The organism is Leptolyngbya sp. CALU 1928 (genome assembly GCF_056784215.1).
This window is the reverse complement of record NZ_JBXBCE010000004.1, coordinates 115,672-132,721: the sequence shown is the minus strand read 5'-3', so window position 1 is coordinate 132,721 and position 17,050 is coordinate 115,672. Positions and strand designations below refer to the sequence as shown.

Sequence of the window (17,050 nt, the reverse complement as noted above, 5' to 3'; positions counted from 1 at the left end):
CATGATCTAGACTCTCAAATACGACAGATTTTCCTGAACAGTCCGGAAAAGAAAGAATAAGTACTCAAGGAGGCGGATGAAGATGCTCACAATCGCTTAAACTTTCGTTACAAAAGAAGCCTTTTTGAGTAGGTAAGGCTATTTGAAAAGGGTTTTGAGTAGAGCAGCATTTAGGCTTACTACCCTTCATTAATCCCTTCGAGGTCGGTAATTCCCCGTCATTGTTGACTTCTGGCGATCTAGGCTTATCACGGATTTCTTCCTCTGAATCGCCTGAACCTCCCGCTGAGCTTAAAATTACCGACCTGCCCTCCGATCTCCAGAGATCCTTGTTTTCCTCTTTGTAGAGAGTTCTTAAACTGACTCTTGCCTTAGCTGAGATCGCTTTGGCTCGGTCGGTTATTCCCTCTGGCAAATTGCCTTCAGCTTCTAATACCTCTAGGGCTATACGAATACGGTCACGAGCATCTTGGGAGAGGTGCAGATTGAGCGGAACGACCGTGTTCGCTACTTCTTGGGTGGCATGGATATGCCCATCTCGTAAAGGGTTATCCCCCAGGCACCAGTAATAGCCTTCAACTGCTGTTGCCCAAGTGTTGGCGCGATGAACAATGTCTTCTTGATGCCCACACCATTCCTCAAAGCCTGGAGCGTTAAGCGCCGCCGACAAGACGTATTCTGCTAGAGCATCCCCTTTGTGTTTGAGGAATACGTGACCGTGGCAGGCGATGACCTTGAGCAAATGATTGGTTTGCCCGTGGTCTGTCCAGCCTTCTTCAAGCTCCCGCTTCAAATCGGCTTCCCATTCGGCGACGATCGTGCGAGATTTATTTTTCCGTTTGCTACGATTTAGTCGGGACTGGGCGATCGCTTCTCGCAGCACTTCCAAGTCTTGACCGCCAGCGGCGACATCCCACCGCTGGAAAAATTCTCTTAGCCCGTTGTAACCGTCTCCTAGCGGTTCAACCTGACAATCTCCATCCAACAGGCAAGATCCTGATGCGGGTTGGAGGGGCAGCCGATGGGCGTTGTATTCGGTGAAGGTTCCTGGAACGGCATAGGCTTTGCAGTTTGGAAAGATTTCTAGCTGCCCTGGAGCGATCTCTAGCCCTTGGGCTTCTAAAGTTTGCTTGATCGTTGTTGCAAAACAAAAGGTAGGCACCTCGACTGGAATCGGAATGTATAGATGGAAACCACCTGAAAAACTGGAGCGAATTAGGATTGTCCGGGTAATGCCGATTGTTTCTAGGGCGTAGCGGATTTCTCGGATGGAACTTGGCTGATGATAGAGACTGTTGGCATCTATATCTAGCAGGGCGTACCGAGTTAAATCTTTGAAGCGTACCCCGATTAACTGAGCCGAATCCTGCCACTTTGCCCATAGGGTCCGGGGGCGTAAAGGATATTTTGTGGCGGTTTTCCAATCCGGCGATACTTGGTTCTCAGCGACGATTGCCTGCCATAAATAGGGAAACACTTCACAAAGACGTTGCCCTAAAGGATCGGCTGGGTAAGGTTCGTGAAGTGGGTGGTTCATGGTCTACCCTCCAGTTGCCCACACGGTACGAATCGCTGATGCTGTTGACGCATCAAGTCTCGTGCCTTCCTCAGCAGCGCTCTGCCCTGGTGATTAGACCTATTCATTAGCACTGCGATTTCTGTGGTCTTGAGTTTTTGCACTCCGATGCCATACCGACACCGAGTGACCTGAGAAAGCCTTATATCTTCGTCAAGTGATAAAAGTAGATACTGACTGATCTCAGCTAGAAATTGACCTAACGAGTTAAGTTGACTTGCATTCGCAGTTCGAGAGTTCGACTTAAAAGTGATATGGACTTTTGAAGAATTTGATATAGTGAGTGACATCATTAATCCCCTTAGTGATAAGCCTTCTTAGGGCATATTGTTTTGGTGCTATTGGTGGTGTTTGAAATGAAGAAAGCGATCGCTCACCGTCCGCCAAGACTCGCGATCGCTTTCTTTCTAGGTTTGGATTTTCCACAAAGCTGAATACCGTTGCAAAACTGGCTACTGGACTATTTTTTCCACAGCGTTTTTTATGGGTTTATCAAAAATTCAAGACTGTGACGCTCAGACGGAACGCAGAGATTTAAAGATGACCACTAAAAAACTCGAAGCCCTTCCCAGGTGGCAAAACTGGGAAGGGCGTTTTATTGGGCAGTCAAGTTGTAGTGATTTCCCAATGTAAGCATCCGCCAGTTTTCAGCGGCTGCCCAAGCTAGGAATTTAGATGAATACCAGTCAGTTGATAGGTCTTGTTCTGCTGGATTAAATGGATGCAATAGAAATTTCATAGTTTATATTCTGGGGTAGATGGGACGAAATATATTCATCACACAAGCGTTCACAACGTGTCTTCGTAGGCGAATCGCATTCCTTCAGGCATCTTTGAGTACTGCCTCGTATTGGGCTGCGATGCTGCAGAGAAATTTGGAAAGAGTCATAAGATTTTCGATCTGGCTGGCAACGGCGTTAAGTCTAAAGTGAGTTATTCAGTTTTTGGAGGTAGAGACGAACGGCTTCGTCGATCAGGTCGGAAGGGTCGCGGTTTTCTTCGATCGCCTGAATCTTGAGGGCTTTCTTGAGCTTTGGTTCCATGCGAATGGTGAAGTTTTCACGACTCGACTTGGAGGAAGTGACGACTTGCATGATTGAAGAAGTAGTTGTTTTAAGTTGAATTGTCGTTCATGCAAATTATACATGATTAGCTAATCAAGCAATCCCATGAAGTTAGGATTTATGATTTGGGATGAACAAAATGGTTGTGAGCTTGTTTCCAGCGTGAATGAAGGTTTTTTTGCAAAATTGGCGGTAGCGGTGCAAGAGGCGCGGGGGAAGTTATCTCAGCGCGAGTTTGCAGAGGTGTTGGGGGTATCTCAATCAACGGTGCAGCAGTGGGAGAATGGCAAAAATGTCCCCAGTTTAGAGAATCTGGAGAAGATTGCTCGAATTAAGGGGATGTTGGTTGAGGCTTTTGTGGCTTACCTGTATGGGCGCACGGGTGGGTTGACGAGTAAGGACATTCTCGATCGAGTGGAGGTGATGCCGTCGCAGGATTTTGCTCAGGTGTTGCGGGTGATGGCGGATCGGATGGACACGGCGAAGGATGCGCCGCCGATGATGGAGCGCAGTAAGGGGAAGGGAGAGGAGGAAGGCTCAGCCCAAGGGGAGCGGGTGCCGCTGGAGTTACCGGAGCGGGAAAGGGTGGAAGAGGAGAGTGAGGAGTAAGGACGGGGCGATCGGTTTTCGAGGGTTTGAGAAGTAGATGGTTTCAAACTGCGAATAAATTCACGGATGCTAAGCGTTATGCAGCATCCAAGTAGGGATTGGTGTCTGCTGTGGGGTATTTCTGGTAGATGTGGAGGTACACAATATTCGAGAGGGCTACAACGTCGCTGGGTTCGTATTCGTCCACAGGTAAGCCCGTATCGTCGCTGTAGAGATAATCGTAGATAAACGTCTCAATTTGGGCTTTGGTGGTGTCCTTATCGCGCCAGTTGTCTAGCTTTCGGAGTTCCGCTTTGATTGCCTCGACTAGGTTGTGAGCAATTTCCTTAACTCGATTCCGTGATCTGGCACTTAAATTACTTTTCTGTTGGCAGAGTAAATCAAAGATGGCGAGATATTCTTCTGTCAGACCTTCGCGGACTGCACGGCTATCTTCTTCAGATAAGGATTCAATGATTTTCAACAGTTCCTCAAAGGTTTGCTCAACCGTGGCGCGATCGGTTTCCTGGTTGTAGTTCTCAATGATTTTTTGATAGCGGGTGTAGAGATCGACACGGGTGGAGTTCTGGCTCAGCATTCGTCTAAGCTGCTGTTCTACGGCTGCTTTAAGGGTCTGTACCTGAATATTTTTAGTAGCGGACTTTTCAAACTCTACTTTCAAGCGATCGAAATCAATTTCGCTAATGTTATAAAGCTTGCCTGAGTCTTCTCCAGGGGGGCGGTTGGATGGTGCAACAGTAACGAACTCACTGACGACCCCGTGCAGCGATCGCAACACGGCATTCAAGTCTCCAGCAAATTCTTGTTGCTGATAAATGTGATCATGGATGGCGGCGATCGCGTCGTGCTGTAGCTGAAACGGTGCGGTGAGTGCGGGTTCTGTGATTAGGGCTTGTTTCTTCTTAAACACATCTCTTGCCATGACTGTAAACCGAGCCAAGGATTCGTCATTCGTACAAACAGCATTGACAGCAGAATCCTGATTGTCTTTGTCTAAGCAGACAAGTTTATCAAAGCCGTCTGCCTGAATCAGGTGTTGGAGATCAAAACCTAGGCTGGCAAGATGATCTTGGCAGGTTTGAATGGCTGCGATGTAGGCATTCCGTAGCTGATCCAAACCTTGGTAGGGCATTATCCCTGCTTTGGCTTCTTCCTCTTCACCAAGCAGGACATCGGGCTTGGCGTACTTGGCGAGGGCTGATCGTAGGGAGGAGAGGATGCCGCTGTAGTCGATCAGCAAGCCGTTGTTTTTGCCCTCATAGATCCGATTGGCACGGGCGATCGCTTGCATTAAACTATGTCCCTGCATGGGTTTATCCATGTAGAGGGTAGCGAGGCTGGGCACGTCAAACCCGGTGAGCCACATGGCACAGACGATCGCGAGTCGGAACGGATGATTTTCGTTCTTAAAGTCTTCTTCCAGATCTCGCTTGAGTTTGTCGCGGTGGGGGCGGATGTCTAAGCCCCACTCATCAAAGGTTTTTTCCTCGTTGCCAGCTTCACTGACCACCACGGCATATTCAGTTTCTTGCAACCATTTGAGATAGTCTTGCTGCTCCTTTAAGTCTTGGTCGTCGATTGCTCGTTTGACTTGGGCTTGCTGGTTCGCGATCGCTTGTTTCCAGTAGTGGTCAATTCGGTTATACATACGGACGGTGGTGAGCTTATCAATACAGATGAGCATGGCTTTTCCGGTCTGCCAGCGGGTCGTGTAGTGAGCCACCAAGTCTTGGGCAATGCGATCAAGCCGTTGGTCAGCCGTGAGAATGAAATACTCAGTGCCCAAGCGTTTCAGGGCTTTTGCTTCCGCTTCTTCATCCAAATCGTGTTCAGCGAGGGTATCGGCAATGCGCTGATTCAGTTCTGCGGGAGTGGCAATGAGTTGTTGCTTACCCTCTGCATCGACAAAATTTAGTTTTTCACCCCGGTTGTCGTAGTAGAGCGGCACGGTTGAGCCATCTTCTACGGCTCGTTGGAAGTCATAGGTAGAAACATACTCGCCAAAGTGTTCACGGGTCTTTTGATCTTCTTTAGACTCCATGAGGGGCGTACCCGTGAAGGCAATGAAGGATGCGTGATCTAAGCCGTTTCGCATATTACCTGCGAGTGATCCGTACTGGGTGCGGTGTGCCTCGTCGCAGAGAACGATGATGTTTGGGCGATCGCTGTAGGTGTAACCCTCGGCGTTGAATTTGTGAATCAGGGTAAAGACATAGCGGTGATTTTGTTTGAGTAATTCCTTGAGATTTTCACCATCCGTGGCTCGATTACTCGTGTTATTTGGGATGGCTCCCACTCCGGCAAAGGTTTTGACGATTTGCTTATCTAGCTCCTGGCGATCGGTCACAACCAGAAAAGTGAAACTACCGGAAAGACAGCGATGTACTTTCTCAGTCAGAAACGCCATTGAGTAGGATTTGCCGCTGCCCTGGGTGTGCCAAAACACCCCCAATTTACCTGCCCGAATTTCTCGTTCTTGCACGGCTTGAAATGCCCGACTGACCCCTAGAAATTGGTGATTCCGTGCCAAGATCTTGGCTGTGGTGCCGCTGCTGTTGTCGAACAGGATGAAGTTTTGCACCAGATCGAGAAAGTTTTGTTTGCTGCACATCCCGCGCAGCATGGTTTCCCAATGCACCCTGCCCTTTTCGTTCTCAGCTAGCCGTCGCCATTCGTGGAAAAACTTGTAACGGCTGACGATCGTTCCCACTCTGGCATCGATGCCATTACTTAGCATCACCATTGCGTTGTGGTGGAACAGGTGGGGAATTTCTTTTTTGTAGCGGGTGAGGTTGTCGTTGTAGGCGACCTGCACATCCCGGCAGGATTTCTTTAGCTCAATAAACAATAGGGGGATGCCATTGACGAACCCGATAATGTCGGGGCGTTTGGCTGGGAACAGTTCCCCTTTGATCCACAGTTCCCGCACGACCAGGAAGTGATTGTGATCAGGGTTGTCAAAGTCGATCACCCGCAGGATGGGTTCTTTCTTGTCACCTGTTGCCGTGTTGTAGGCGACCTTGATACCATCGCGGATCAGTTTATACTTTGCCTCGTTAATTTGCAGCAGGGATTGAGCGGTGCTGACCGTGATTAGCTTTTGAATGGCATCGTCATAGGCAGTGTCCGGGTGTCCGGGGTTGAGCCGCTCTAAGGCTTGCCGCAGGTAGCGAGTTAGAACCACTTCGGTATGGTCGGTGCGCCCAAGGGTGCCCGATGCTCCAAGCTTCTCGCTATTAAAGGCATAGACCGATTGCCAACCCAAGGTCTGCTCAAAGAAGTTGGCTGTGGTCTGTTGGACTAAAACGTCTTCGGAGTATGCGGTACTCATGGCAGTTCGGGTTTAGGGCGTGATGAGTTGTATAGATGAAAAGTAAGTCCGGTAACGATTGATATCTCTTGTGAGTAGAGGCATTTTTGTAACAGCAGCATGAGCACCAATGTAAAAATCGGGTAAGGGAGATCGACGATCGCCTCCACGACGGCGGTACTCCAGAAAACTTTGCCCTGCTAGAAAAGCGGCTTCGTAGGGCAAGGGGTCGCGTCGGAAAAAGTCGTTGGGCAACGCAGCTTCCAGTTCTGCGACCTGGTTAAACCCAATCGAAATTTCGGCATAGATTAAGGGATTGATCACGAGCATTCCCTGATCGGCATGGTCTGTGAGCTTCTGGGCTGACCACTCAAACCACTGGGGGTCTTCCGTCAGCACATCCAGAATCACGTTGCTATCGACCAAAATATCCGTCATACATCCTCACGGGTGAGCTGCATGATGTCTTGAGTACTGAGGCGTTTAGTGGCTTTGCCACGCATGGCTTCAACCAGACGAAAACCGCGTTGGTTAGCCTCCTTTTTACGAACCTGCACAGTATCTCCTACAACTTCAAGTTCAATTTCTGTACCTGGCACGAATCCAAGCTGCTGCTGAATATCGAGGGGAATGGTAATTTGTCCTTGTGAATTAATTTGAGTCATGGATACACAACCTCCTGAAGAATGCGTTTGCCGATGGTGGGTTTCAGAGCTTTTTTCATGACTAAATCGACTTTGATTTGCAGGCGATCGCTCAAGGTATTTTCCAGTTCGCAGTAGGTCAACAACCCAAACCGCACGGCTGGGTCAAACTCCACCAGTAAATCGAGGTCACTATCGGGGGTTTGTTCGCCGCGCACATAGGAGCCAAACACCCCTAGCGAAATCACGCCATAGCGATCGCGCAACTCTGGCAACAGGCTCTTTAAGGTCTGAGCGATCGCTTCTAAGGAAGGGAGGGGGGGTGCTTGAGACATAACGTGGCTTACTTAAGATGATGGGTTGGTTACTCAAAGGGTTGATTCAGTAGAGCCTCTAGCCGAGGAATAAGCGACGGCAAATCAGAAGTGATAATGTCCCAAATGACATCAAGATCGACTTCAAAATAAGCATGACTCAACCGATCGCGGGTGCCTGTGATTTGTCTCCAGGGGATTTCAGGTGATTGCTCTTTAATCGACTGGGAAACGTTTTTAGCAGCTTCCCCTAAAATTTCGATGAGTCGTAGGATTGCCAGCATGAGTAGTTCATCGGTGTCTAGGTCTTGACGAGTACGCCCCTGAGTAAAAGCTAAAGTTTTGGTGGCAGCATCGAGCATATGATGCAAGCGCACCCGATCACGATCGCTCATCAATCACCTCTGCTTCTGCCAGAACGCGATCGCGAAAATAGCGGCTGAGGCTCTGGGGCGTGTTGAGATCTACTGGTCGTCCTAAGCTTGCCGATAAGGTGTCTTGAAGGGTGATAAAGGCAAAACCAGGTGTACATCCGGGTTCAAATTCCACCAAAATATCGATGTCGCTGTCGGGGCGAAAATCGTCACGCAAGATGGAGCCAAAAAGGGAAAGCTTACGGATGTGATAGCGATCGCGCAACTCTGGCAACAGGCTTTTTAAGATCTGAGCGATCGTGTTCAAAGAGGATAAGGGTTGAGCTTGAGTCATACGGCAATGCTCCCATTCATGAGTCGGGGTAACAGCAGGTCACGGGCTTCACGAAGTTTTTCGCTATGGCTCTTCAAGATTTCAACCTGCCTGAAAACTGGATGTACAATCTCGTCAAATTTTTGTTGGATATCCATATTAGGAACAGTGATTTCAACAGCATGAATTGCGTTTCGGTTTAAGGTTGGTACTGCTGAGCCTCCCTGGTAACTAGCGAGATCAAGATTTAAAAGTAAAAAGTAAGCAAATGGAACTGTAACTTGCTTGAATTCTTTAACCCATAGAGTTGTATTCAGCGCCCAAAAATCCTGTTGCACATACATTACAGACCCTAAAGTCCCGCTTCTTCCTGTCACGATGCCAGGGGCTTTGACTTTAGCAATGTTATGAAACCCATTAATGCCCGTTGACGCATAAACAGGAATACTTCCTGGCTTTCGATCTTTATGAGGTAAATCAAAGCCTCTTTGAAGTATCAAGGCATCACCAAAGAGCATCTTCTCCCACCCTTCTGGGACACCATCCACGATCGCGACTTTCTCCCACCCTGGAAACCGCAAGTAGACGAACCATTCCTTGTAGAGCCGATGGATGGATTCTTCTAGTAGGGCAATGCGGCGGGTGTTGTTGTCGATCAGGCGATCGTAGTTAGAAAGAATATCAGCGATACGCTGTTGTGTAAGAAGTGATGGCGTTGGAATTTTTAGCGTCAAAAGTTTCTGCTGGCTGAGATTGTCTTGAGCAGCACCTTGGGCAATTTGTTTATACCGAGATTGAACAGTACTAAAAAAATATTTAATAAACCGAACATCACAAACTGTTGGATCTGCAACAAATCCAATAACGCTATCTGGGAAGCAGGCATCATAAGCAAGAATAGCGGTATCAGCAATATTGGCAGCAATTGTTATGCATAATGTTCCTGCCTGCCACAAACGACTTTGAGCAAGCCCTTTTTCGTTGTACGTCTGAGTATGTGATGAGATGTAGAACTCAGCGTGCTTCACATCGGCAGTTTGAATGAACGGAAATATTCCTCCGTACAAAGATTCTTCATCTCGTGGTCGATGACGAGATCTTCCTCTCGAAACGTAGCCTAACTCGTCTAATTGTTTCTCTATCCAAACATTCATAAGCTCAACTCCTCAAAATTTGCCGCGATCGCCATTTCATCATCAAAAGCAGTCATACAGCGTCACCGCCTCCGGGAAAACGCGATCGCAAAAATAGCCCCTTGATTCGTGCCACTTCATTCACAGTTCCACCGTTCTAGATGAATCCAATTGAGTCTTTGACGGCAGAGGGATCTGATCTGCTGTCAAAATCACAACTTTGCCATCCTGCCAGACGGCGATCGACTGCCCCAATCGGCGGTGGCGCTCAAGTGCCTGAGCGATCGCGGTTCCTACACCCTCAAGGATGGTTTGGCGACGATTTGTGATATTGTCCTTACTCATTTGTCCCCCGGTTGATTTGGCTCCAGATTCCTTGATCATAAATAGTTGGCGGTTGATTAATCATGCCCTCAGCCGCAAGTTGGTAAACAGGCGCGGAGTTATCAAAAATAAACCACTCATCACATAAGGGTAGATAAAGGTCGATCAAATTTTTCCGTCCCCGTTCATATCGCCGCCGGATCACGTCCTCTGGAATCGAGTGTCCCCCGCTGGCAACCCGCCGAGCCACCCGCTCAACTGCCAAATCAGGACTACGAAGCCAAAAATACAACAGGTTGATGCGATATTGTTTGCCCTGACATCGTTGTAGGAATGGAGCAAATGATCGGGCGGCAAGGGTTGTTTCAAACGCAAAATCAGCATCCGCATTTGCTAGCGTTCTTAGACGTTCCAGCATTAACCGTCCTGCTTGGAGTGCCCTTGCTTCCGGGTTCAAGGGTGAAAGTCCGGCTGCGATCGCATCGGCATTCACATACTCTGTAACTCCCAACGTTGGCAAGATAGTGAGGGCAGAGGTCGTTTTTCCTGAACCATTTGCGCCTCCAATCACATAAAGCTCTGGCATCAATTATGTCTCCACGCGGTCATACAGCGTTACCGCCTCCGAAAGAACGCGCCCTGCAAAACTTCTCCTCAATCTGCCCGACCACCGTTTCCAAGGGGATGCCCTCTCCCCGCGCTAATTCCTCAGCCGCATCATCCACCTTTGCCCGCACTTCGTTCACCCACTGCTCATGTTCCTGACTTTGCGCCTCTAGTAGGTTTAATGCCGCCGCGATCGCTTGATCCGGGCTGGTAAAAATCTCCCGTTGAATCTGCGCCTGGATAAACCGCTCTTGCTCCACACTGAGCATAATTTGCATCGTTTTTTGCTCCTCTGTTTATCTCTAAAATAACTGCTCAAAATTAGTCGCGATCGCCCCTGCCAACGCGATCGCGGCTTCATTCAGTTCAGCCAACTCCTGGTGAATCTCTTTAATCCGCTCCTCAAAAACTTCTTCACCCTCTGTCTCGGCTGCCCCTACACCCACATAGCGCCCTGGGGTCAAACTGCCGTCATTCTTAGCGATTTCCTCACGAGTCACCACCTTACACAAACCGGGCACATCCACCAGCACCGCATCCGGAAAGCGGGATTGCAGCCAGTGAACCTGTTGATTGAAATAGAGCGTGGTTTTGATTGCCTGCACTGCCTGATCATGGGCGGCATCTAACCCATCGCGGGATTGCCGAATGATTCGACTATTCCACCCGTCAGTTTTTCGAGCTTCTAGCTTTTTCTCTGCCAGTTCCACCGATCGCAAGGTCAGCTTGTGAACTTCGTTGATATGCTTTTGCAGCGTTTTGAGGCGAGGAATGAAAGGAGCAAACGCTTCAGCAGAGGCGGTTTGGGCTGCGTTAGTGGAGAGATCCCCCTCATCCTCCTGATCAAGGGGGGCTTCAGTTAGGTCGGTTTTGAGGGTGCCCCACTCTGTCGCTAGCTGTTGCATTGCCTCATCCCGCTCTGCCAGCACTAGCCGGAAGGCGGCAATTTCGGCAGCGGTGATGGTTTCAGTCGGCTCCAACGTTTGATTCAACGTTGCGACTGCTTCAGCCAGGGGTGCGATCGCGGGTTGTAATGCTGCCACTGCGGGAGCGATCGCTGCTGCGTGCTGGTGGGTCTGTATCAGGTACTCGCGCACCAACCCCAGGTAACGAGCTTGCTCACCTCGATAGAGCCACGCGATCGCCGTGAGATTTTTGAGTTGTTCCTCACTGAAGTCTCGAATTTTGCGGCTGATCACCCGATATAAACTGCGGGCATCGATCATCAGCACCTTGTCTTTGCGGTCGGCAGGCTTGCCCCGGTCAAAAAACCAGAGAGAACAAGGCAGCGATCGGGTGTAGAAGAAGTTGGTGCCAATGGCAATCATCACATCCACATCCCCAGTGGCGATGATTTGCTCCCGGATTTCCTTCTCCCCATGCCCCGCATCGGAAGCGGAACTCGCCATGACGAAGCCTGCCCGTCCCGTTGGTTTTAGGTAGCTGTGGTAGTACTGAATCCACAAATAATTGGCATTGCTGACCGTTTCCGTTTTGGCACTAATGCCCGGTATCTTCTTCTCGGTAAACAGGCGCGGGTCAGTCTTCACCTTCTCTGGACTCACGCCATCCACGTTAAACGGTGGATTCGACATGACAAAATCACACGCCTCGATCAAGTCTTCGCAGCGATCGTAAAACGTGTTGCCAGAACGGATATTACCCTCTAGCCCATGTACCGCCAGGTTCATCTTTGCCAACCGGATGTTATTGTCTGACTTCTCCTGCCCCCAAAACGTGATCCGCTCTGTGGGATTCACGTCTCGGCTTTCCAGAAAGTGCCCCGTTTGCACAAACATTCCGGCACTGCCACAGGCTGGATCAAACACCACTCCTCGGCTTGGCTCAATCACGTTGACGATCGTCCGCACTAGGGACGGCGGCGTAAAGAACTCGCCCCCTTCTTGGGCACCTGTCATTGCAAACTTATTGAGGAAATATTCATAGATGCGACCAAACACATCGCCCGTTGCCTGTTTCAGTTCATCCCGTGCAAAAATCCGCACCAGATCAGCCAACAGCCCCGCATCAAAGCTGGTGTACTCCTTGGGCAACACCCCTTGGAGCATCTGAGTCTCAGCCTCAATCAACTCCATTGCTGCTTTGATGGCAGTGCCGCGATCGCCATCACCGGGTAAGGTCAAGAGATAATCGTAATGGGCTTTCTCTGGCAAAAAAAGCGCCCCTTTCCCTTGAAAATCCTTTGCCGTCAGGTCCCGTTTTTTGCCGCCCCGTGATGGCAGTGTTGGCTCAATTTCCGCCTTAACTGCCTCAAATCGATTGGTCGCATGACGCAGAAAAATCAGCCCCAGCACAGGCATACTGTACTCGTTGGCATTGAGATTTGAGTTAGCACGGAGGTTATCCGCCGCTTCCCACAGGGAACTTTCGAGGGCACTAAGATTGAGCATGAATCAAATAAAAACCATGAAAAGTAGAAATAGACCACAGACTGATGAACAAGATTCAGGATTCCTACGAATATTAATCCCTTCGTTTGTCTCGTAAAATATTTGCTATAGCGTAACTCACTCTTCTTTACAGAATGCCCAAAACCGGGAAAAGAAACATCGAACATTTAAACGCCAGGATTCCAGCGATCGAAATGGAACTCCTCCGGCGGTATTGTGAGCAGTCTCAGCGCACCCAAACTGATGTGATTCGAGAATTCATCCGTAGTTTGGAACAGGTCACTACAGCCCCTGAAATTTCTCCATCAGCACTAAAGCAATCAGGTGTTACAGAACAATGAGTTAAGGACTGGTCAGTTGTATGGATGACGATGAAAAAAAGGTGTTCTGGCTTTCCGAGGCATATCGAGAAAAATGGTCCCAATTAGAGGAAAGCTTTAGAGAACTCAATCGAATCGATAATCCGTCTCAGCGCGAATACTATTTCAAATTTGAATCTGAACGCTTAGAGATCGCCACAAAAGAATATAAGCATTTATATGAGATCTACAACAAACCAGAGGAGAAGCTTAGTTCATGGGATAAAGCTAAAAATTGGCTATGGAAAAGCTCTGGTCTTGGAGGAAAAACATTTTGGGATTATATACAGTTACTAGTAATTCCTATAGTTTTAGCCTTTGCTACTCAGCAAATTACTGAGCAAATTAGTAGTGATCGAGCTAGGCAAGAAACATTAAATAAGTACTTTGACGAACTAGCAAGTTTACTAAAGTCAAATTTAAAGGGAACTGGCACTATAGATGTCTCTAAATTACCTAAGCAAAAAAAGGAGGAAATAGCCAAAAAAAATAGCGAAATTCGCCGTAATGCTGAGGAGCTTCAGGTTTTTGCCAGGGCGAAAACATTCACCGCTCTCAAAGCTTTAGATAATTCGAGAAAAGTTCTATTATTACTTTTTCTAAAGGAAGCACGCCTAATTGAGGCTGAAACTCCCGTTATAAAACTCAATGGTGCAGATCTTAGCGGTATTAACCTAGATGGCATTAATCTTGACTCTATTAATCTAGCAGGGGTTAATTTAAGCCATGCGAATTTAAGTAGAGGAAGCTTTTGTTATACAGATTTTAGAAACGCAAATTTGGGCGATGCTAAATTACAGAGTACCAGACTATTTCAAGCATTATTTGACAATGCAGATCTCAGAGGTTCAAAGGCTCAAAACTCTGTCTTAATAAAAGCAGAATTCAATAACACGGAAGTAGAGAAAGCTGACTTCACTAATGCTATCTTCAGCAACAATGTCATCACTAGAACAGACTTTGGAGATGCTTATAATGCAAAGACACTTAACGAGTCTGAAGAAAGAATTTCCTATTCTTACAGAAAAACTCAATTAGGCTTGCCGAAAGACAAAAGTTATACAGAAAAATCCGGTTGTCCAATGCCAGTTTTTAAGGGTCCTGGCTTTGATTATCGTATTATTGGTTCCTTAATTCTCGATGAAACAGTCATAGACACATTCGATGCTGTAGTTTCCTATGATGATGATTACGAATGGCAAAGAATAAGTAACGATGGGTGGATTCCTACAAATCTTTATGATCTTGATGATTAGTCCTGTGAATTCATCAAATTCAATTTCTTGCCTTCCGAAACTCTCACGGCTTTTGATAACTGCCAGTCCACACTCCCAGACGTTTAGTCTAGGCTTCCTGCTCTGCCTGCACCAAAAACTCCTTCCCATTCGGACAGCGATCTCGATACTTTGCATCGTGAAGTTGCTCATGGGAAGCGCTACAACGCGCCAACACAGACCAGCGGGGCAACATACAAAACAGGCAGCGAACGGGCTACGCCCAGATAAATCAAAGCCCCAACGGACTAGACAGCGCGTTGGTGCTTTATCAAGCGTTTTTCCAAGTAGTGAAGTATTTTATTCTTTAAACCGCTTCACTTCGCGGCGTGTGATCGCTAGTTCCAGGTCTGCCCCTATTGCCTTCGTCAGTCGCAAGAGAGTTTCTAGGGTGGGGTTGCCTTCTTCCAGCGATCGCACTAAAGACGAACGACGGGCGACAGGCTTAATTAGCTTTCCTGCTTTCTGGGAGATTGCCTCAATGATTGCTTTAGCCTCTTCTGAACTGCCCATACTAAAAATAGCTGAGAGGCAAGCCGAAGATAGCATAATTATTTTTTCCTAGAAAATAAAAGGGGGCATTGTTGCCCCTAAAATCGGTCAATTGTTATTTGTGTGTTTGAGAAGTGAAACTAAGCCGCTGCCAACTGCCCAACATTAACGCAATGGCAAAGATGTACCGCTTTGTAGGTACCTGTTTCCAGCGGTGTGCAGGTATCTACTGTATCAACATACCAACTGCTTGGAGTTGCCTTCATCCCGTCGCCGTCGCCCGTTGGCTCGTAGTCCATCAATCGCCCGGTGGGTGCCTGTCCGATCATGCTGAAACCATAAGTAATGATGCTGCGATCGGGCGCAATTTGAACGTTAAAAGTCTCGTCGTCGTCGTGGGTAACTGGCTCGGTAAAAGCGATACAGACCGTTTCTATCTCGCCTTTATAGAATTCCAGAGACGCAATTTTCCCAACTGTTGAAACATCATCCACTGCTGGAGCATCGCCCCATTCAATCGCCTCGCCGTCATTGCTGAGATAAACAACTAACATTTTTCACCTCTAGTAACGTTTCTCATCAAACCAACCTGCTTGAGCGTCTTCGCCTTGAAAAACGCATGTCCACTCCAGCGCAGCACCGGGATTCCTTGATCGGCGCGTCTCAACTAATTTCACCTTGCGCCCCTGCCGTTTAAAGTTTTGCTCCATTTTACGGCAGTTCTCGCGGGTCGTTGCTCCATGCAGTTCGGTCTGTCCTGGCTGGTTGTGGTTGGGTTGGGTTTGTAACTCCTGGGGCGGTTTTCTAAAGTAATCATCGGTCGGATCATAGGTAGGTCGCCGTCTCCCTTGGCTGGGGCGATAGATCGGCGGGGGTGCCATTGGGTCGATCGGGATTGCCCATTGATCTAAAAAAAGTTCTAACATTAGATGCCTCTGTTCTGGGGTAATCGGGCTGTGTTTCTTGGTCGGAGTGCAGCCCGGTTTATTCTTGGTGCCAACTGGTGGTTCTAGTGCAATTGCATTCCGGCGATCGCTCATAGTGAATCACGAGCCGCTTCGATGCCTGGAAGGGTGAACCAGTCCCTTTGATGTTGTAAACTTCCGCCCCAAAGTTGCCGCTTTCAATTCGTCGGGTCGGTGTCCCTAACAGCTTTCTCATCGCCTGATAGGGTTGTTTTCCGGCGTAATTCCTTAAACTATCGGCTTTGGATTGAGTCACCTCGCTTTGAGCTTCCCTGGGGAGATTAGGCTCCGGTCGAATGGGAAAGCGATCGTCCCCTGCTTGAACCGTTGATTTATCTGGGCGTAGCCCGTATCGCTGTTTCTGGGTGGGTCTAGCGGTCATCACTCCAGAGCGGTCGATTTGAGCCAGGGTGTAAGAAGTCGGTCGATAGTAGGGGCGGCTGGCAATCTGAGAGCGTCGGATGGGACGAAAGACAGAGGGTGCTTGCCTTCTGGGGGAGAAGCCTCTACGTCGTCTTGCCTCTGCGGGTTCTGGGTAGATGGCAGAGATGGCAATCGCTCCGATAACTGACCAAATGACAATCTCTTTTTGCATCAGTTGAGCCTCCGAAACGACACATCTAAGGCTTGATCAGCCGTTGTGCCGGAAAGCTGCCGGGTTTTCAATCGCCTTGCCAGCTTCCCCATCCGGCGCTGCTCAGAGTTTTCGATGAAGGTTGCCAGCTTTTCGATCTGCTCGTCTTCTCGCGCTTCAAAGGTTTGTTGAGCATTGTGCAGTTGTTCATCCTGGGTCTGAGCGATCGCTGCCAGTTCGGTGAGGGTTTCTAGCTCGTCGTCCTGGTCGTCATCCTGCTCTGGCTGGAAGTTTTGGAATTTCTGGAATTTCTGGAATTCTTGAAAGTGCCCTTCCTGCCGCAGATGCCGAATTTTGCGAATAAATTCACTTGCCTTCAGTCGGCGTGATTCCTGAGTTTCAGGAAAGTAGAGGGTTGCTTTCTTTGAAATATGCTTGGCGCAAATTTCGAGCAACTGAACTGCCCATAGGGGAAATGGACCCGATTTGGGAAGTGAGATGTCGAATGCCAGATAGATGATGTCTGCCCATTTGCCGATGGTTTTGGGGTCAACTTCCCAGGTGTCGGCAATGTGTTCGACTGCTACTAAGTCGTTGCCAGGAGCTTGTTTAAGCTGCCTCATAATGCCTCCGTTTTTGAGTTTTGAGTTTTGAGTTCTAAGTTTTGAGTTGGGTAGAAGTTCTGGAAGTTCCAGAATTTCGGGGTGG

At 48.5% G+C, this 17,050-nt stretch carries 23 protein-coding genes; 3 read left to right on the top strand and 20 right to left on the bottom strand.

The features are described 5' to 3' along the window. Window positions 1-64: 64 nt before the first annotated feature. The 3 genes from AC1S5B_RS20290 to AC1S5B_RS20280 form a co-directional block, all read right to left on the bottom strand. Window positions 65-1,537, bottom strand: a complete 1,473-nt coding sequence (locus tag AC1S5B_RS20290; RefSeq protein ID WP_482037508.1) for a hypothetical protein — start codon at window positions 1,535-1,537, stop codon at window positions 65-67. Between the two features lie 634 nt (window positions 1,538-2,171). After that, entirely contained in the window at window positions 2,172-2,315 is a 144-nt protein-coding gene (locus AC1S5B_RS20285; protein WP_482037507.1) for a hypothetical protein, read from the bottom strand. A 184-nt stretch (window positions 2,316-2,499) separates the two neighbouring features. Then, entirely contained in the window at window positions 2,500-2,670 is a 171-nt protein-coding gene (locus AC1S5B_RS20280; protein WP_482037506.1) for a hypothetical protein, read from the bottom strand. A 75-nt stretch (window positions 2,671-2,745) separates the two neighbouring features. Between AC1S5B_RS20280 and AC1S5B_RS20275 the strand changes: the two genes are divergently transcribed. Then, complete coding sequence (locus tag AC1S5B_RS20275) at window positions 2,746-3,249, top strand: helix-turn-helix transcriptional regulator (protein ID WP_482037505.1); 504 nt, start codon at window positions 2,746-2,748, stop codon at window positions 3,247-3,249. Window positions 3,250-3,325: 76 nt separating this feature from the next. Here the strand turns inward: AC1S5B_RS20275 and AC1S5B_RS20270 are convergent, their stop codons facing one another. From AC1S5B_RS20270 to AC1S5B_RS20220, 11 genes are all read right to left on the bottom strand, one after another. Further along, window positions 3,326-6,580, bottom strand: coding sequence for a type I restriction endonuclease subunit R (locus AC1S5B_RS20270; RefSeq protein WP_482037504.1), 3,255 nt, complete (start codon window positions 6,578-6,580; stop codon window positions 3,326-3,328). Window positions 6,581-6,592: 12 nt separating this feature from the next. Then, entirely contained in the window at window positions 6,593-6,997 is a 405-nt protein-coding gene (locus AC1S5B_RS20265; RefSeq protein ID WP_482037503.1) for a type II toxin-antitoxin system VapC family toxin, read from the bottom strand. Then, window positions 6,994-7,224 carry an AbrB/MazE/SpoVT family DNA-binding domain-containing protein gene (locus tag AC1S5B_RS20260; RefSeq protein WP_482037502.1) on the bottom strand — a complete coding sequence of 77 codons (231 nt, stop codon included), beginning with the start codon at window positions 7,222-7,224 and terminating at the stop codon, window positions 6,994-6,996. The genes AC1S5B_RS20265 and AC1S5B_RS20260 overlap by 4 nt, the downstream gene beginning before the upstream one ends. Further along, a complete protein-coding gene (locus AC1S5B_RS20255) occupies window positions 7,221-7,538 on the bottom strand; it encodes a nucleotidyltransferase family protein (RefSeq protein ID WP_482037501.1) in 318 nt (105 codons plus the stop codon). The genes AC1S5B_RS20260 and AC1S5B_RS20255 overlap by 4 nt, the downstream gene beginning before the upstream one ends. Window positions 7,539-7,567: 29 nt before the next feature. Next, entirely contained in the window at window positions 7,568-7,912 is a 345-nt protein-coding gene (locus tag AC1S5B_RS20250) for a HepT-like ribonuclease domain-containing protein (RefSeq protein WP_482037500.1), read from the bottom strand. Then, window positions 7,899-8,225, bottom strand: coding sequence for a nucleotidyltransferase family protein (locus AC1S5B_RS20245; protein WP_482037499.1), 327 nt, complete (start codon window positions 8,223-8,225; stop codon window positions 7,899-7,901). The genes AC1S5B_RS20250 and AC1S5B_RS20245 overlap by 14 nt, the downstream gene beginning before the upstream one ends. Beyond that, window positions 8,222-9,358, bottom strand: coding sequence for a restriction endonuclease subunit S (locus tag AC1S5B_RS20240; RefSeq protein WP_482037498.1), 1,137 nt, complete (start codon window positions 9,356-9,358; stop codon window positions 8,222-8,224). Before AC1S5B_RS20240 ends, AC1S5B_RS20245 begins: the two co-directional genes overlap by 4 nt. A gap of 120 nt (window positions 9,359-9,478) precedes the next feature. Beyond that, on the bottom strand, window positions 9,479-9,682 hold the full coding sequence (locus tag AC1S5B_RS20235; protein ID WP_482037497.1) for a hypothetical protein: 204 nt from the start codon (window positions 9,680-9,682) through the stop codon (window positions 9,479-9,481). Continuing rightward, window positions 9,675-10,247, bottom strand: coding sequence for an ATPase (locus AC1S5B_RS20230; protein WP_482037496.1), 573 nt, complete (start codon window positions 10,245-10,247; stop codon window positions 9,675-9,677). The genes AC1S5B_RS20235 and AC1S5B_RS20230 overlap by 8 nt, the downstream gene beginning before the upstream one ends. A gap of 19 nt (window positions 10,248-10,266) precedes the next feature. Then, window positions 10,267-10,545 (bottom strand): hypothetical protein, encoded by a 279-nt coding sequence (locus tag AC1S5B_RS20225; RefSeq protein WP_482037495.1) that lies wholly within the window; start codon window positions 10,543-10,545, stop codon window positions 10,267-10,269. 24 nt (window positions 10,546-10,569) lie between these two features. After that, window positions 10,570-12,678 carry a type I restriction-modification system subunit M gene (locus AC1S5B_RS20220; protein WP_482037494.1) on the bottom strand — a complete coding sequence of 703 codons (2,109 nt, stop codon included), beginning with the start codon at window positions 12,676-12,678 and terminating at the stop codon, window positions 10,570-10,572. A 134-nt stretch (window positions 12,679-12,812) separates the two neighbouring features. On the opposite strand from AC1S5B_RS20220, the gene AC1S5B_RS20215 reads away from it, so the two are divergent. After that, window positions 12,813-13,019 (top strand): hypothetical protein, encoded by a 207-nt coding sequence (locus AC1S5B_RS20215; protein ID WP_482037493.1) that lies wholly within the window; start codon window positions 12,813-12,815, stop codon window positions 13,017-13,019. A gap of 20 nt (window positions 13,020-13,039) precedes the next feature. Further along, on the top strand, window positions 13,040-14,293 hold the full coding sequence (locus tag AC1S5B_RS20210; protein WP_482037492.1) for a pentapeptide repeat-containing protein: 1,254 nt from the start codon (window positions 13,040-13,042) through the stop codon (window positions 14,291-14,293). Between the two features lie 88 nt (window positions 14,294-14,381). Here AC1S5B_RS20210 and AC1S5B_RS20205 read toward each other — a convergent pair whose 3' ends face one another. From AC1S5B_RS20205 to AC1S5B_RS20180, 6 genes are all read right to left on the bottom strand, one after another. Next, window positions 14,382-14,507, bottom strand: coding sequence for a hypothetical protein (locus AC1S5B_RS20205; protein ID WP_482037491.1), 126 nt, complete (start codon window positions 14,505-14,507; stop codon window positions 14,382-14,384). A 104-nt stretch (window positions 14,508-14,611) separates the two neighbouring features. After that, complete coding sequence (locus tag AC1S5B_RS20200; RefSeq protein WP_482037490.1) at window positions 14,612-14,860, bottom strand: hypothetical protein; 249 nt, start codon at window positions 14,858-14,860, stop codon at window positions 14,612-14,614. 83 nt (window positions 14,861-14,943) lie between these two features. Then, complete coding sequence (locus AC1S5B_RS20195; protein ID WP_482037489.1) at window positions 14,944-15,357, bottom strand: hypothetical protein; 414 nt, start codon at window positions 15,355-15,357, stop codon at window positions 14,944-14,946. Window positions 15,358-15,366: 9 nt separating this feature from the next. Next, the gene (locus AC1S5B_RS20190; RefSeq protein ID WP_482037488.1) at window positions 15,367-15,729 is read right to left on the bottom strand and encodes a hypothetical protein; all 363 of its coding nucleotides are present in this window, start codon (window positions 15,727-15,729) and stop codon (window positions 15,367-15,369) included. A 58-nt stretch (window positions 15,730-15,787) separates the two neighbouring features. Further along, on the bottom strand, window positions 15,788-16,363 hold the full coding sequence (locus AC1S5B_RS20185; RefSeq protein ID WP_482037487.1) for a hypothetical protein: 576 nt from the start codon (window positions 16,361-16,363) through the stop codon (window positions 15,788-15,790). Further along, window positions 16,363-16,965: a hypothetical protein gene (locus tag AC1S5B_RS20180; RefSeq protein WP_482037486.1), complete on the bottom strand. Its 603-nt coding sequence runs from the start codon at window positions 16,963-16,965 to the stop codon at window positions 16,363-16,365. Before AC1S5B_RS20180 ends, AC1S5B_RS20185 begins: the two co-directional genes overlap by 1 nt. Between the last annotated feature and the right edge of the window lie 85 nt (window positions 16,966-17,050).

What these genes read in the sequence shown, in the direction of transcription:
- AC1S5B_RS20275 (WP_482037505.1), top strand. Translation starts at nt 2,746, where the DNA reads ATGAAGTTAGGATTTATGATTTGGGATGAACAAAATGGTTGTGAGCTT.
- AC1S5B_RS20250 (WP_482037500.1), bottom strand. Translation starts at nt 7,912, where the DNA reads ATGAGCGATCGTGATCGGGTGCGCTTGCATCATATGCTCGATGCTGCC.
- AC1S5B_RS20265 (WP_482037503.1), bottom strand. Translation starts at nt 6,997, where the DNA reads ATGACGGATATTTTGGTCGATAGCAACGTGATTCTGGATGTGCTGACG.
- AC1S5B_RS20205 (WP_482037491.1), bottom strand. Translation starts at nt 14,507, where the DNA reads ATGTTGCCCCGCTGGTCTGTGTTGGCGCGTTGTAGCGCTTCCCATGAG.
- AC1S5B_RS20260 (WP_482037502.1), bottom strand. Translation starts at nt 7,224, where the DNA reads ATGACTCAAATTAATTCACAAGGACAAATTACCATTCCCCTCGATATT.
- AC1S5B_RS20200 (WP_482037490.1), bottom strand. Translation starts at nt 14,860, where the DNA reads ATGCTATCTTCGGCTTGCCTCTCAGCTATTTTTAGTATGGGCAGTTCA.
- AC1S5B_RS20270 (WP_482037504.1), bottom strand. Translation starts at nt 6,580, where the DNA reads ATGAGTACCGCATACTCCGAAGACGTTTTAGTCCAACAGACCACAGCC.
- AC1S5B_RS20225 (WP_482037495.1), bottom strand. Translation starts at nt 10,545, where the DNA reads ATGCAAATTATGCTCAGTGTGGAGCAAGAGCGGTTTATCCAGGCGCAG.
- AC1S5B_RS20190 (WP_482037488.1), bottom strand. Translation starts at nt 15,729, where the DNA reads ATGTTAGAACTTTTTTTAGATCAATGGGCAATCCCGATCGACCCAATG.
- AC1S5B_RS20185 (WP_482037487.1), bottom strand. Translation starts at nt 16,363, where the DNA reads ATGCAAAAAGAGATTGTCATTTGGTCAGTTATCGGAGCGATTGCCATC.
- AC1S5B_RS20255 (WP_482037501.1), bottom strand. Translation starts at nt 7,538, where the DNA reads ATGTCTCAAGCACCCCCCCTCCCTTCCTTAGAAGCGATCGCTCAGACC.
- AC1S5B_RS20210 (WP_482037492.1), top strand. Translation starts at nt 13,040, where the DNA reads ATGGATGACGATGAAAAAAAGGTGTTCTGGCTTTCCGAGGCATATCGA.
- AC1S5B_RS20230 (WP_482037496.1), bottom strand. Translation starts at nt 10,247, where the DNA reads ATGCCAGAGCTTTATGTGATTGGAGGCGCAAATGGTTCAGGAAAAACG.
- AC1S5B_RS20290 (WP_482037508.1), bottom strand. Translation starts at nt 1,537, where the DNA reads ATGAACCACCCACTTCACGAACCTTACCCAGCCGATCCTTTAGGGCAA.
- AC1S5B_RS20235 (WP_482037497.1), bottom strand. Translation starts at nt 9,682, where the DNA reads ATGAGTAAGGACAATATCACAAATCGTCGCCAAACCATCCTTGAGGGT.
- AC1S5B_RS20240 (WP_482037498.1), bottom strand. Translation starts at nt 9,358, where the DNA reads ATGAATGTTTGGATAGAGAAACAATTAGACGAGTTAGGCTACGTTTCG.
- AC1S5B_RS20280 (WP_482037506.1), bottom strand. Translation starts at nt 2,670, where the DNA reads ATGCAAGTCGTCACTTCCTCCAAGTCGAGTCGTGAAAACTTCACCATT.
- AC1S5B_RS20285 (WP_482037507.1), bottom strand. Translation starts at nt 2,315, where the DNA reads ATGAAATTTCTATTGCATCCATTTAATCCAGCAGAACAAGACCTATCA.
- AC1S5B_RS20195 (WP_482037489.1), bottom strand. Translation starts at nt 15,357, where the DNA reads ATGTTAGTTGTTTATCTCAGCAATGACGGCGAGGCGATTGAATGGGGC.
- AC1S5B_RS20245 (WP_482037499.1), bottom strand. Translation starts at nt 8,225, where the DNA reads ATGACTCAAGCTCAACCCTTATCCTCTTTGAACACGATCGCTCAGATC.
- AC1S5B_RS20215 (WP_482037493.1), top strand. Translation starts at nt 12,813, where the DNA reads ATGCCCAAAACCGGGAAAAGAAACATCGAACATTTAAACGCCAGGATT.
- AC1S5B_RS20220 (WP_482037494.1), bottom strand. Translation starts at nt 12,678, where the DNA reads ATGCTCAATCTTAGTGCCCTCGAAAGTTCCCTGTGGGAAGCGGCGGAT.
- AC1S5B_RS20180 (WP_482037486.1), bottom strand. Translation starts at nt 16,965, where the DNA reads ATGAGGCAGCTTAAACAAGCTCCTGGCAACGACTTAGTAGCAGTCGAA.